Origin of the sequence: Bacillus sp. TH22, assembly GCF_016651015.1 — a bacterium.
Lineage (GTDB): Bacteria > Bacillota > Bacilli > Bacillales > Bacillaceae_G > Bacillus_A > Bacillus_A mycoides.
Map to the genome: position 1 here is coordinate 5,097,672 of NZ_JAEKER010000001.1, position 14,550 is coordinate 5,112,221.

Sequence of the window (14,550 nt, forward strand, 5' to 3'; positions counted from 1 at the left end):
ACTTTAGTCTTTAAGCGTAGACAGTTAGGTGGCGGATTTGCTTTACTGATCGTTCTATTCATCCTGTTAATCATTATAGGATGTAGTTGTTGGGGCGGCGGTAGCGGCGGATTCGGTTACTAAAAAAAGGGGCACTCATAAGAGTGTCTTTTTTCTCAATATAAGAACTCTAAGAATATGATATTATTTTAATGCAAATTCCCTTTTGTGCAATGAGATAGTAATGCCCAACAAAAAACCCACCTATTTCCGTAGGTGGGCCTTATCTTTATTACACAATATCAAAGTATACTCTCTTTTTCTCGTAAATTTTATGTAATTATACATATTTGTAAAAATTACATAAAATAAATATTACATGTAGTAAAATATAAATTGTGGACACGTTCTATAAAGCTGATTCTCCGATTAGAAGGCGTAACACATCTCAACCATATAGGTGTGGTGTGGCGTTGCTTTAATCTAGCCAAACAAACGATCTCGATTCTCTTGTATTTGTACACTAACAATCTGTTGAAAATAAATGATTCTGTTTTATAGGACGTGTTTACTTAATGTCCAATACATATTATTAAATTAAAGTGGTTCAAGTCGGAGGAAGGCACCTTAGGGTGTCTTTTCTTTATGGGGTCTCACCACATCGGTATCTGACTTATTTTTTATGTTTATCATGCAATTTTTTGTTGTTGCATTTATTGAGGAAATCTTTTTTCGTGGATTTATGCTCAAAATGTTGTTTTCAAAGGGGATAAAAAAATCAGTTTTGATTTCAAGTTTTTTGTTTGGTATCACCCATTTATTACAACTAATTGGTGGGCAGTCTATTAAAGATACCATTTTACAAATCATATATGCATTTTTAGTTGGACTTGTTCTGTCCTTACTTATCGTAAATAAGCAATCAATTATTATCACCATTCCTTTCCACGCTTTTAATAATTTCTTTAATTTTATGGGGAATGTTCAAGTCTCGTCGCTTTTTGCATATGTTATTATTGCAATTTTATTCTTCTACACCATATATTTATGGAAACGTGCTAATAAAAAAGAGTGTATTCGATAGGAAATAAATATAGCAGTTTGAGTTGTGATATTACCTTTTCAGTATAGAGGGCAGCCTGGTACCACAATATTACCTTTAAAGGGGCTTGCTGCATGCTCATCAACTTAAGAGATTAATTATTCCCCTAAAATGAAAAAATACGGTATTCTTTCTGTAGAATCATAGGAAAGGATGGCGTTTTTTTCATTCTAGGGGGCATTTCTTTTTTATTAGCTTGATAGCGATGTGGCGGTACCCCATTAATAGAAAACTACTGCAAGAGTTATAGTTTTATGTTTTCATTTCCCTTTTGGCATTTATCTTTTAATCAGATGAATGCTTTTTTTAGTACATAATAAAAAAATAACCAGAAAAACTGTCACAAAATCCGTTTTTCTGGTTTCTCTATAATACAGGCATCAAATTGAAAGTGAGGTTTAAACTAACATGTTGACCATAGAAAATGAAGAAAGTCATGCTTCTGATATACCTTTTGAAGATTTATTTAAGCAGTACTATGCTTATGCTGTGAAGCAGATTATATGGATTGTTAAAGATCAATCTATCGCTGAAGAGTTAGCACAAGAAGTGTTTTTACAATTATATCGTAGCGACTGGAAAGTAATTGAAAACATACCTGGATGGTTGATTAAATCTTCTACTTATGTAGCTTATAACCATTTGCGATCTGAAAAAAGGCAACAAGCGAAGATTGATAAAGAAATACAATACCATGAAGTACAAAATGTTTCATCATTAGACGATGATTGGATAAGAAAAGAAGAAATTACAAAGGTACAAACGATACTAAATAAAATGAATGATCGAGAACGAACCCTTTTACTAATGAAATTCTCTGGTTTTCAATATAAAGAAATTGCAGAAATACTTCAAATTGAAATATCTTCTATTGGAACATTATTGGTCCGAGCCAAAATGAAATTTCGCAAGATTTATAAACAAATGGAGGAGGCATAACAAATGAAATGTTATGATATCGGATTTATTCAAACATATATTGATGGAGAACTTTCTCATGATATAAGAAAGGAATTCACAAAGCACCTAGATACATGTGGAGCATGCCAAGATTTATTAATAGAAATCAGTAAATTAAATCAATGGGAAAACGTAATGCTAGATGAAGAATCTGCAAATTCACCACAAGAAATCAAAATTGATATAGAACAAGCATGGAAAATATTTGAAATTCGTTCCAAGCTAGACAATGTTTCTAATATAAATCACAAAAAACAACAGAAGAAGGGACTCTTTACAAACATGAGTAAAAAATCAAAACGTTTCATGTATACAGCAGTAGCTGCAGCAGCACTTTTCACAACAGCAATGATTCCACAAGTACAAGTAGCGGCTACAAATGTTGCCTCATATTTTTCTGATGCAATTACAAATGATAAAGTTGTAAATGAAGGAATACAAGATGAAAATGGTGTCACACAAGATATGATGAAGAATGGTAAATATATTCCTATTGATGAAAAAATTACAGATCAAGGTATTACTGTACATTTCAAAGAATTATATATCGCAGATTCACGTATATCAGTTCATTATAGAATGGAAAAAGCTGACGGAAGTTTAGTACCATTTGAATTTGATACATCAGGATTAGAGCTCGAAAGTGATGGTAAAATTAATGGGCAACAAGAGGAAAACCCTGAGATTAAACATGAAGGGAGACTATCATTTATCCATGATTCAGATGACCGTCTTCCTTTTGAACTTATGGCAGCAGGTAAAAAATTAAATGATGTAGGTATTCGTGATAATGATAAACCCGAAGGTGTTGCTACATTTGTTATAGTTTCTGAGGGAAGAGACGATTTTAAACAGCCCCTTACTTTAGATGTAAATATAAATAGAATTGGAAAAGTAATTGGATCTTGGAAAGGTGAAATTCAAATTGATACTTCACATCTGAAAAATAATACTAATTAAAATGAAAAAAAGAATAGGACAATATGTATCTAATGCTCAGTTTATATGTTTTCTTGTTTTCGTTACATTTATTTCTTATATAGTTTTTACTCTATCTTTTATTTATGATTTAAGTTTATAACCTTAAATCAATCATTTAAGACCATTACGAGAAAAACCTCCCTAAAAAAGTAGGAAAATAAATAACCGGTCCCTTAACGTATAAGGAATCGGTTATTTTGTATCTAAAATGTGTCTAAACTTACAATTTTCTTTTTTGATATGGTGCCCCATGCCCATCAACTTAAGAAATCCGACTACCCCCAAGTGTAAAAAAACGTTATTCTTTCTATTCAAGGTGAACCACAATTATTTGGTAATTGTACAATGACAATAAAGTTGTTTAATTCACAACATAGTCATTTAAAGAATAATAAAGTTATTTAAAAATCTTTCTATCAAGTGGTCAAAAGGTATTTTCAACTTAGTACAGAACTATATCATAGTAGGTTGAAATAAAATAGGTGGGATAAAATTGATATGAATAGGGAGAAAAATTTCAATGAATTGCTTAGTTGCAAAGGGTAGTATTTATTATGAAATCATAGGGAATGGCTTTCCGATATTAATAATGCATTCAATGGGTACAGACCATAAATCTATGAAAGCTTGGATAGAGCCAATTTTTGATAAGATTCAGGGTTTTCAGAGGATATATATAGATTTACCTGCTCACGGTCGAAGTTTAATTGACGAAAATTTCAACTCTTCAGATGATATGCTTTTAAATATTTTGAACTTTATTGATATGACAATTCCTAACCAAGCATTTTCTCTTATTGGTTTTTCATATGGAGGATATTTGGCACAAGGTATTTTGCACCATAGACATAAAAATGTAAAGAGTATTTGTTTGCTGGCCACTTCACTTCATTTGAAAGATAGGAATCTTCCTAAAAAAATAGTTATTACAAAAGATGAAGATTTATTAACAGAATTGGATTCTGATATAAGAATGGCTTTTGAAACATTAATGAATTATCAAAATAAAGAGAACCTTAATTACTTTTTAAACGAAATCCAACCTGGACGATTATTAGCTAATAAAAATTTTTTAATGTCAAATTGGAGAGAGAAAGGGTATTTTCTTTCTGAAGAACCGCTTAATGATGTAAGTACACTTACACAACCTGTACTCATCATTCTAGGGAAACAAGATTCAATCTGTGGTTATAAAGATCACTTTTTTCTTCTAGAAAAATTTCCGAATGCTACGTTTTCCATTTTAGATGGTGCGGGTCATATGCTTCAAATAGAAAAACGTAAAATAGTACAAGAACTAATCAAAGACTGGCTAATTAGGAGCAATTCGGTTTGCGAATCAAGCAAGTAAATACAATCAATATCTTTTTCAACCAAATTTCCATATCTGTTGCCTGTCAGTTCATTTTGTTATTATTCAACTAACAGGTGCTTTAGTTCAATAAGGATTAAATAACTTTATTATTAATTTTTGAGTGCAAATGCAATTAAATGGATAGAAATTAAACAACTTTAAAGAGCCTTAGTACAATAAAATGTGCAAGGCTTTTATATATTTCATAACAAAATTCAATAACTTTATTATCTCTTTACAGTAAGTAATTGTGGGTTTGAAAGAAAGTTGAATCGTTTATAACAAAATTTAACCGTTTTGAAAAAAGATTAACTGTGTATAAAAAAATCGTGCCTTTTTATAGAAATGAACCATAGGACCTTTTTATTTCTTAATCAATGTGATATATTTTTATCATAAAGAGCGAAATACATCACGCAGGAGGGATTAAATGAAAAATAAATTATCTTATTTGGGGTTTCTCGGTTTTTTTGGCTTTTTAAGCCCGTTCTCATTTTTAGGTGATTATTCATCGGTTGTAGGTTATTTTTTCGGTTTCTTTTTCTTCTTTATGTATGCAAAGGTTGTACCCGATGAGCTCTTTATACAGCATGTTCGTATCGCCGCTACAAGAGCCTTTTTCGTAGCACTCATACTGGGCATTATAGTAACATTAAGTGTTTTGATTTTGGAAAATTTAGCTGTAATTAGATTCCTTGTTACAATTTCGCTTTTCATACCATTCGGTACATTCCTAATTAGCCTTGAAATATTTGAACATAGAGAAAAGAAAGGGATGCAAAATGCCAATTAAGACTCGAATGAAAGAATATAGGGTAAGGCTAAATATGTCTCAAGAAGATTTAGCTAACAAGGTTGGTGTTAGAAGAGAAACGATTGGTAATCTCGAAAATGGTAAATATAATCCTTCATTCAAACTTACTTATGATATTTCGAAAGTTTTAAAAGCACCTATTGAAGTGCTGTTTTGGTTTGAAGAATAAGTTAATTTTAGTGCAAGTAAGTAAACATTCCTATTAGGGGTCACTATCAAGTTAAGATAATTGTGTATCCATAGCATTAAAAAAACGCTATTCTTTCAGTAGAATCATGGGAAAGGATGGCGTTTTTTATGAATCTTTCGATTCAAGATGAATTTCATTTGTTCGCTGAAGAACTACAGCGATATCTATCTCCACATATTCTTCAACAACTTGCACAAGAGACAGGTTTTGTAAAACGTAAAAGTAAATATGGCTCACAAGATTTGGCTGCTTTATGTATTTGGATCAGCCAACATGTAGCAAGCGATTCCCTCACTCGATTATGTAGTCAACTTTATGCGAATACAGCTACACTTATGAGTACAGAAGGACTTAATCAACGTTTTAACCGATACGCTGTTTTATTTCTACAGCGTGTATTTTCCCTTTTAATCAAAAGCAAACTAAACGATTCGTCTCGAATCTCAAACCAATACACCTCTTATTTTCAACGTATACGTATTTTAGATGCTACTATTTTTCAAGTACCCAATCATTTAGCTCCTATTTATCCTGGTTCAGGAGGGTGTGCACAAACAGCCGGTATTAAGATTCAACTAGAGTATGATTTACATAGTGGGAAATTCCTCAATTTTCAAATGGAACCAGGTAAAAATAATGATAAAACCTTTGGAACAGAGTGTTTGGATACCTTACGACCAGGAGATTTATGTATTCGAGATTTAGGATACTTTTCTCTAAAAGATTTAGACCAGATGGATCAACGAGGGGTATTCTATGTTTCACGGTTGAAATTAAATAATAGAGTATATGTAAAAAATGAATCTCCAGAATTCTTTCGGGATGGGACAGTAAAAAAGCAATCTTTATATGTTTTACTTAACCTTGAAGATATCATGCATCAGATAAAACCAGGGGACACTTATGAAATTCGGAATGCCTATATTGGACAACAAAAATTACCCTCACGAGTTGTAATATACAGACTTACATCAACTCAAATTCAAAAGCGTAGGAAACAGCAATATTATGTTGAAAAGAAAAAAGGAGTTACATACTCTGAAAAAAGTAAACGTTTAACAGAAATCAATATTTATATTACCAACATACCATGGGAAATTGTTCCGATGGAACAGATTCATTATATCTACTCACTACGTTGGCAAATAGAGATTGTATTTAAAACATGGAAATCTCTTTTTGGTGTCAATCATTGTCACAATATTAAGCGAGAGCGTCTAGAATGTCATCTTTATGGACAGTTAATCGCTATTTTTCTTTGTTCTTCCACTATGTTCAAAATGCGACAGCTGTTACTACAGAAAAAACAAAAAGAATTAAGTGAATATAAAGCAATTTATATGATTCAAGATCATCTGTACTTAGTATATGAAGCTATACAAAAAGACACCCAAGAAGTATCAAAAATTTTCCTTCGTCTGTTTGATCTCTTACAGAAAAACGGACGAAAATCCCATCGATATGAGAAAAAGACAGTCTTTGATATTTTAGGCGTTGTTTATCAGTGCACTGTATCCAATCTAAAGCAGAAAACTGCATAACCTTTAAAAATACACCTTATCAAGGTTTATTTGGAATGCGTATTTTTAAAAACAAATAAACAAAATAGCAAGCATGTAGGCAACAAGAACGGAAGCTCATGGAATACCTAACCTTAGCTTGATGGCAATGTATGGTGCCCCTATAGAGAAAGAATTTTTTCGTTTAGGGGGTACTTCAAAACCTTAACTTGATGGCGATGGGGTCCCGCCAACATAACGCGAATTTCGTACGCTAAGGAATTTTTTATTTAAAAAACTTGGTTTTCCGTACATTAAGAGTGTTCCATAAACGGTATTTGATGTTTGATATAAAACTTTGTTTTTGGTAATGAGTTTTTGAACTGAATTTTAAACATATTTCAGTCAGTTTTGATAGATATAAATAAAGTTCCTTAAACGACCGTTTTAGGGACTATTTGGACTGGTTAGTCAACATGTGATACAGCCAGACATTTCGAAAAAAACACGCTAAGCAAATTAAATAAGAAATAAGCAGGTTTTTATCACGTTAAGAGTAAACCTATTTATGAAAAATAAAATTCTTAAAAAATGGAGAGCCGATACCATAAACCTGCATTATTAATGTAGAATTTTGATGTTGGCTCTTTATTTACTAAAATAGCAAGTTAGTGAATAAATTGTTCATATTTTTTCGAGAGGAGGTTAAGCAATGAGAGCGCCGTATCAAGTATTGATATTTCCTTATATAAAAACTGATGAGTCCATTCAATATGGCATTTTTAATCGAAGTGATTATGGTTATTGGCAAGGAATAGCTGGTGGTGGAGAAGATGGTGAGACTCCTATTGAATCAGCAAAACGGGAAGCGTTTGAAGAGGCTGGTATTATAAGAGAATGTCCATATATAAAACTAGATTCTGTGTCTTCACTACCAGTAGAGGATGTAGTTGGTGAATTTCTTTGGGGAGAAGATGTCTATGTAATAAAAGAATTTTCTTTTGGAGTTAAAGTTCCTACAAAAAATATTAAATTATCTAAAGAACACTTGAAGTATAAATGGTTGTGCTTTGAGGAAGCCGTAACGCTTTTAAAATGGGATAGTAACAAAACAGCTTTGTGGGAATTAAACAAAAGGCTGTTAAAATAATTTAAGTGTTAGTTAACAAAGCCGATAATAGAAATCACACATTAAACATATATTTATACGCGTCGTTACTACACGCTAAGGAATAGTAATAAAAAGATGATGCCGATAAAACTATATAAAAACCAAAAGAATCCTAAGATGGGGAATGTTTTATGAAAATTAAGCATAGTAAACCTCCTTGGATATATAAAGTATTATAATACATCGTTGGTCTATTTAGAATACTAACCATGAATTGGATGACATTAGGCATGGTTAAACTAATAGAAATGATACATTAAACGTATTTAATGAGTCTGCTAGGTATAAAGATAATTGATAATCATACAATGATATGGAAGGGCCTTTTCTAACGTGTTAGTTACCTCAACGTATATGTATCTCTTGGCGCCTGGGCGAGGGTGCTTTTTTATTGCACATTTATAATATGGACAAGCATAATATTATGTAACAGGACGAGTTCTTCGTGTCCTATTCAATGCTCAGGATAAACCCCAATTCACATTGAGAGCACCAATAGCGAGGGTACTCTCTTTTTATTGAATCTACATTTATTTTTATGCCTAATGAATTCGCTAAGTGGATACTATTTCATGTGAAATGGTGATTTTATTTATATTCTGGATAGATTTTTTGCGAAATATGTAACTAGAGCCGTATTTAAATTGAAATATGATACGATAGTTGTATATATACATTTAGATGGTAAGAGGGGATAAAAGTTGATGGAAAACCATATAAAAGTAAATGGAAAACTCCTTCAAACAAATATATACAATTTTAATTTTTTTGGAGGCGTTCTTCAATAAGTTTTGCTTTTTCATTCACTTTTGTTGTATATGTGAAATCACCGTAACAATATGGATATCTAAAATTTTGTTTATTTCCACCACAAGTGTATGTAGCTGGATTCTGATCAACTTTCAACTTAGAAAACTGTTTAGCTGTATCTTCCGAGTGTTGTTTAGCTTCTTGATTGGCAATAAAATCAATATAGCCTGGCCCCATATTATAGCTTTGAATAATTGTATCCATGCTAACACCTTTTTCTTCTCCATATCTATACATTTGAACAAAGTGCTTTACCCCTTGTTTAATGCTCAAGTTTATCACTTGGATTTCATTTGGCTTTAATCCAAGTGATTCGGAAGATTGCATAGGGTCGTTGCCCTCACCCCTACTCTCGTGGTACATAATTCCTAGTAAAATTGCTGTTTTTTCTCCCAAATTATATTTTTCTAATTCTTTTTTCATGATGGGCTCATATTGCAATAAACGTTCCTCGGTAGCAAACGCTTTATTTTTTTGAGTATTGGTTTTGTCATTAAAATATAGTATCCCGATTATTGTTCCTAACCCTAAAATACTAATAAAGAATAATATAATAGTTTGTACTTTTCTCTTATTCTTCAAATATTACTCCTCCTTTTACAAGAAACCCTATTTTCAATGGTGACTGGTTATTAAAAAAATTCAATAATTCTCTATTTCCCAGCTTTTTTAGACTCGAAAATTTTTTTCTAAATGCTAAGTTTAATAGAAAAATTTAAAGATAAGGTAAAGATAAGATAAAGATAAAATAAAGTCCATTTTTTAGGGTATCCATTATGTGTTCTAAAGGCTCCAGATTCAAGAGATATATTATCTACATAACCCATAAGAGAGAAGGAGGTAAGCAAAATGTCACTTGAAACAGACATAATTCTTTCTTTATTAGATATAAAACTGTGGATGGCCCATCATTCGGAAATTAGTCGCTTAAAAATAAAAAAAAATTAAAATCAGAACCGTACCTCAATAAGTCTTCAAGTGTTAATAAAAGAAAACTATATAAGGTGAGGGAATAAAGATTCAACACCAATGATTATCAATAATTGAAGTGCTAATGATTATAATAAAAAAGAACCTTCAATAGGTTCTTTTTTATAGTTGGTAAATATGTTATCAACAATAGATGGTAATAAAGATAGAAATTTAGACACTTTTTATTAATGGGCTAAGTTTTCTTAGGAAGAAATCTATTTCTCATGACTGATCGTTAGATATAACAGGATATATCATTTATTAATTTGGGTGGGTGATTTAGCTTTTTGAGTTTACCACACTAAAATTTAAATTTTGTTTAGGGACAAAATGTTAAAGTGTTACATTCTGAATTAACAGAAAATTAAAGTGGTAAAAATCCTATTAAATCTTTTATCAGGTAACTCATATTTCTTTGGCCTTATTTTCATGGTATTACCGAACGTTTATATGTCTCTAAGGGAAAGAAATACTTTAAGTTTTATTACCATCTAATGTTTGATTAAGATGGTAACATGAAAATAAAACGTTTACAACTAGAAAATAAAGAAAAAATATAAAAATTCGACTTTTTTCGACATTACGACTATGAGAGAAAGAATCTAAATTAAGTAAATCTTATATTTAGAGGGGATATTTACCTTATACATAACGGTTAAAACATTTGCAAATGTTTCACGAGTAATTAAAAACGTCGAATATAAAATTATATTGTGACAATTTTAAACGAACATACTTTATAATTCATACTTAGACTAATAAATTAATTACTAATAAATTAAATACGCTATATTTAATGGAGTATAATATGGAATATTTAACTTTAATATTCCACATTATATATAATTATGAATCATTTAACATATTTGTTGCGGGAAATTTTGACATAAGATATTTTAAATATTAAGCACAGAAACATTTCAAAGAAAAAGAGCTATTTTAAAATGTACCCTAAAAACGTTTTTCCTAAAAGTAGTAAGATTTTGCAAAACGTTTCTGTGCCTAATTAGATGAAAATAATATGATAAATTGTTTAAAAGAGATAAAAATAAGTTGCTTTTATGGAGAAATATACATCCCATACTATTAGAATTATGTCAAATTGTAGTTTGCAAATTACATTTCAAAGTATAAAAGGGGCATTTATTGCAGCTCGAATATCTATTACTGATTTATTGCATAAAAAAGTAGCTGTACAAAATAAAATGTACCCTATAGAATAGACACTGAAAAAAAGTCTATTCTATAGGGTATTTCTTGTATAATGAGAGAAAATTGGGATCGGAGAAAGTTCAAAATGACAAAAAAGCTATTTACAGAAAGAGACATTCAAATTCTATCAAATAACCCCTACATAAAATCTGTAAGTCAGAAAGGTATCACTTATACAGATGAATTTAAGCGTATTTTTATTGAGGAAAATGAAAAAGGAAAACTACCTCGAAATATTTTTGAAGAATGTGGTTTTGATATAGATATGATTGGAATGAAACGAATTATGTCATCAGGAAGTAGATGGCGTGCTGCTTACAGAAAAAATGGTGTATTTGGTTTGCGAGATACACGCCAAAACGCGGGAAGAACTCTTGAGAGAGAGCTTACGTTAGAAGAGAAGTATGCTCGTTTAGAAGCCGAACGGAACTTACTAAAGGCAGAAAATGAATTGTTAAAAAAGATCAAACTTATGGAAGGGAGGATGAGAAGGAAATAACTTTATCACCTAGTCAGAAATATATCCTGATTCGTTCTGTCATCATAAAATATAACTTAAGAAATATGGTGAGTTATTTGTGTAAAGTAGTCGGTGTATCCCGTTCGGGATACTATAATTATTTTTCCATTTCATCTCAAGAACAACGGAAACAAAAGAACAATCAAGATGAAATCGTGAAAGAAATCATATTAAAAGCACTTCGATTTAGAAATCGAAAGAAAGGGGCTCGTCAAATAAAAATGACATTGGTGGGTCATTTTCAAGTTGTCTACAATTTAAAGCGTATCCGTAGAATCATGAAAAAATATGAGATTGTCTGTCCGATTCGGAAAGCAAATCCTTATAAAAGAATGCTGAAAGCTTCAAAAGAACATCGAGTAGTGCCGAATCAATTAAATCGAGAATTTAAACAAAACACCCCAGGAAAAACGCTTCTTACAGATATCACTTATTTAGTTTACGGTAAGAATAAAAGAGCTTATTTATCTACAATTTTAGACGGCTCAACCAATGAAATTTTAGCTTACCATGTTTCAGAACAGATGACATTAGACCTCGTAACAACAACTCTTCATAAACTAAAACGGAATAAGAGGATTCGATTGACTGAAGGTGCATATATTCATTCAGATCAAGGAGCCCACTACACAAGCCCTACCTACCAAAAATTAGTCAAAAAGCTAAAGCTCGGACAATCTATGTCAAGAAGAGGGAACTGTTGGGATAACGCTCCACAAGAATCATTTTTTGGTCATCTGAAAGATGAAGCACATATAAAACCTTGCGAGTCTTTTACTGAGTTGAAACAAGAGATTAAGAAATATATGACGTACTATAATCACTATAGATATCAATGGAATTTAAAAAAGATGACTCCTGTTGGATAATATGATCCCCTTATAGTAGACAGTTGAAAGAAAGTTACTTTACTGTTTATTATGGAGGGGATTTTTTATGGGGAAAATTAGAAGAACTTTTTCAATTGATTTTAAAATGAAAGCTATTGAATTGTACTTACATAGAGGAATTGGAAGCAAGCTAATCGGAAAGGAATTAGGAGTTACATATTCAGTTGTAGATAGATGGATTAAAAAATATAAAAATGAAGGTATTCTGGGCCTACAAGAAAAACGGGGAAGATCTAAACAAACAAATGAAATAAGTCAAGATGCTAGAATACAACGATTAGAAGCGGAAAATGCATACTTAAAAAAGCTATTAGATACGAAAAGGGGGATGAGATCAAAAAAAGTAAATCAGTAGAATATGAGGTCATTTATACCTTAAAACAGAATTTTTCAATTGTATTGCTTTGTGAAATTGCAGGTGTTTCAAGAAGTGGATATTATAAGTGGGAAAAAAGAATCAACAATCCCTCTGAAAAGATGAAAGAGGACCAATTTATCATGTCTAAAATAGGAGAATGCGAACGAGATCCAGATATAAATGGTAGCTATGGTTACCGAAGAATTTGTATATGGCTCAAAAAGTATTATGGTTTACAGGTAAATCACAAAAGAGTATATCGTTTAATGAGGAGAATAGGGGTACAAGCTAAGATTCGAAAGAAAAAGTGGCGGCATTTTGGTTTGAAAGAATAATGCATCGTGTCGGAAAATCTGTTAAACAGAGAGTTTTCAACTACAAGGCCAAATGAAAAATGGGTTACAGATATAACCTATCTTACCTTTAATAATAAGCGCATATATCTTTCAGTGATACTAGACCTTTACAATAACGAAGTTGTGGCCTACCGAATGAGCGAATACAACAATTTGAAATTAGTTACAGATACAGTCAATAAAGCCTTAAGAAAAAGAAAAGCCCACGAAACAGTATTACATAGCGACCGAGGTTATCAGTATACGTCAAAAAAATATAACCAATTACTTAAAAAGCACAAAATAACTGTGAGTATGTCTAGGAAGGGAAATTGTTACGATAATGCATGTATAGAGAGCTTTTTTAGTCATTTTAAGGCAGAATGCTTTTATAGACATACCTTTTATGAAAAGACAGAAGTCTTTAAGGCTACTAAAAGATATATAAGCTATTACAATAACAAAAGATTCCAAAAAAGATTAAACAACCCTAGTCCTATTGAATTTGGAACTAAGGCTGCTTAATGAAAAGGCACCTAATCTATTACTGTCTACTTGACAGGGGTAAGACCAGGATACAGAAATCATCTTCTTGATGTTGCCTAACTTTTTTCAAGATGTCCTTTACAAAGGGTACAGATTAAAAGTACAGCTACTTTTTCCTTGAAAACATTATTATGCAAATAGCATACTTAACGTAAACTTGCGCTTAACGGTACTTGTGAATAAATTGTGAAATTGCTACCATAAGTACCGTGTCTAGAGAATGAAGAAGAAATTGAACTGTTCCAACTTTTGTAGGTAGATCCAGACATATCTGCTCTTAGTAGCACGTTTGAAAAGCTAGATTGGCTAAAAGAATTACGTCCAGTGTCCTCCACACCCTGAACCATTTTTACTGGTTCATATTGAGAAAATGTACCATATACAGGCTGATTTGCGTATCTAGGGCTTCCATTTACATACATAGTAACCGTACCATTTCCGTTATTAACTAATTTAAGATTTACTCGATCACCATCTTTAATTGATGTATCATACTGTGTATTCCAATACTTACTGTTTTGACCTGATTCATTATATCCTGAATTAAGAAATACTTTATATCCACTTGGTGTTTTTGAAATACCCCCTTCAACTTTAGATGATCCAATACCTAAATACCAATTTACATATCCATCCTTAACAACAACTGACTTTGGTAGATTTATATCTGCTGCAATCCCGGTATAATTACTATTTGTAACACTTTTTACAGCACCTTCTGTAGCTGCAAAGCTTGTAGTTGAAAACATTGATAGAGAAATTAGAAGTGAACCAACTAGATACATCATTTTTTTCTTACTTTTCTTTAATGCTTGATTCATTTTAGGTCCTCCTTACTTTTTATTGTTAAATTGCAT

The 14,550-nt window shown here is 31.4% G+C and carries 13 protein-coding genes and 2 pseudogenes; 13 read left to right on the forward strand and 2 right to left on the reverse strand.

What is annotated here, in order from left to right:
• Positions 1–27: 27 nt before the first annotated feature.
• The 9 genes and pseudogenes from JFU18_RS25960 to JFU18_RS26000 all read left to right on the forward strand — a co-directional run.
• Positions 28–123 (forward strand): annotated as a pseudogene (locus JFU18_RS25960) (YjcZ family sporulation protein); the annotation flags it as partial.
• Positions 124–634: 511 nt separating this feature from the next.
• Positions 635–1,063: pseudogene (locus tag JFU18_RS25965) on the forward strand (CPBP family intramembrane glutamic endopeptidase); the annotation flags it as partial.
• 426 nt (positions 1,064–1,489) lie between these two features.
• On the forward strand, positions 1,490–2,020 hold the full coding sequence (locus JFU18_RS25970) for an RNA polymerase sigma factor SigX (RefSeq protein ID WP_002190245.1): 531 nt from the start codon (positions 1,490–1,492) through the stop codon (positions 2,018–2,020).
• Positions 2,021–2,023: 3 nt separating this feature from the next.
• A complete protein-coding gene (locus tag JFU18_RS25975) occupies positions 2,024–3,001 on the forward strand; it encodes a DUF4179 domain-containing protein (RefSeq protein WP_201034167.1) in 978 nt (325 codons plus the stop codon).
• A gap of 541 nt (positions 3,002–3,542) precedes the next feature.
• On the forward strand, positions 3,543–4,373 hold the full coding sequence (locus JFU18_RS25980) for an alpha/beta fold hydrolase (protein WP_201034166.1): 831 nt from the start codon (positions 3,543–3,545) through the stop codon (positions 4,371–4,373).
• Positions 4,374–4,806: 433 nt separating this feature from the next.
• Complete coding sequence (locus JFU18_RS25985) at positions 4,807–5,169, forward strand: DUF3796 domain-containing protein (RefSeq protein WP_088291591.1); 363 nt, start codon at positions 4,807–4,809, stop codon at positions 5,167–5,169.
• Positions 5,159–5,359: a helix-turn-helix transcriptional regulator gene (locus JFU18_RS25990; protein WP_088106864.1), complete on the forward strand. Its 201-nt coding sequence runs from the start codon at positions 5,159–5,161 to the stop codon at positions 5,357–5,359. Before JFU18_RS25985 ends, JFU18_RS25990 begins: the two co-directional genes overlap by 11 nt.
• Positions 5,360–5,487: 128 nt before the next feature.
• A complete protein-coding gene (locus tag JFU18_RS25995; protein WP_201034165.1) occupies positions 5,488–6,921 on the forward strand; it encodes an IS4 family transposase in 1,434 nt (477 codons plus the stop codon).
• A gap of 670 nt (positions 6,922–7,591) precedes the next feature.
• Complete coding sequence (locus JFU18_RS26000) at positions 7,592–8,029, forward strand: NUDIX hydrolase (protein ID WP_201034164.1); 438 nt, start codon at positions 7,592–7,594, stop codon at positions 8,027–8,029.
• A 780-nt stretch (positions 8,030–8,809) separates the two neighbouring features.
• Here the strand turns inward: JFU18_RS26000 and JFU18_RS26005 are convergent.
• On the reverse strand, positions 8,810–9,442 hold the full coding sequence (locus JFU18_RS26005; RefSeq protein ID WP_088031856.1) for a lysozyme family protein: 633 nt from the start codon (positions 9,440–9,442) through the stop codon (positions 8,810–8,812).
• A 1,687-nt stretch (positions 9,443–11,129) separates the two neighbouring features.
• Between JFU18_RS26005 and JFU18_RS26010 the strand changes: the two genes are divergently transcribed.
• From JFU18_RS26010 to JFU18_RS30570, 4 genes are all read left to right on the forward strand, one after another.
• Positions 11,130–12,433 (forward strand): IS3 family transposase gene (locus JFU18_RS26010; RefSeq protein ID WP_242488455.1). Its coding sequence is split into 2 segments (ribosomal slippage): positions 11,130–11,508 and positions 11,508–12,433, totalling 1,305 coding nucleotides; the frame shifts between segments, so codons are not numbered across the junction.
• A 67-nt stretch (positions 12,434–12,500) separates the two neighbouring features.
• Entirely contained in the window at positions 12,501–12,809 is a 309-nt protein-coding gene (locus tag JFU18_RS26015) for a helix-turn-helix domain-containing protein (protein ID WP_078175295.1), read from the forward strand.
• Between the two features lie 143 nt (positions 12,810–12,952).
• Positions 12,953–13,147 carry an IS3 family transposase gene (locus JFU18_RS30565; RefSeq protein ID WP_201034162.1) on the forward strand — a complete coding sequence of 65 codons (195 nt, stop codon included), beginning with the start codon at positions 12,953–12,955 and terminating at the stop codon, positions 13,145–13,147.
• Positions 13,148–13,153: 6 nt separating this feature from the next.
• Positions 13,154–13,672, forward strand: coding sequence for an IS3 family transposase (locus JFU18_RS30570; RefSeq protein WP_201034161.1), 519 nt, complete (start codon positions 13,154–13,156; stop codon positions 13,670–13,672).
• Positions 13,673–13,839: 167 nt separating this feature from the next.
• Here the strand turns inward: JFU18_RS30570 and JFU18_RS26030 are convergent, their stop codons facing one another.
• A complete protein-coding gene (locus JFU18_RS26030) occupies positions 13,840–14,514 on the reverse strand; it encodes a hypothetical protein (protein WP_201034160.1) in 675 nt (224 codons plus the stop codon).
• Between the last annotated feature and the right edge of the window lie 36 nt (positions 14,515–14,550).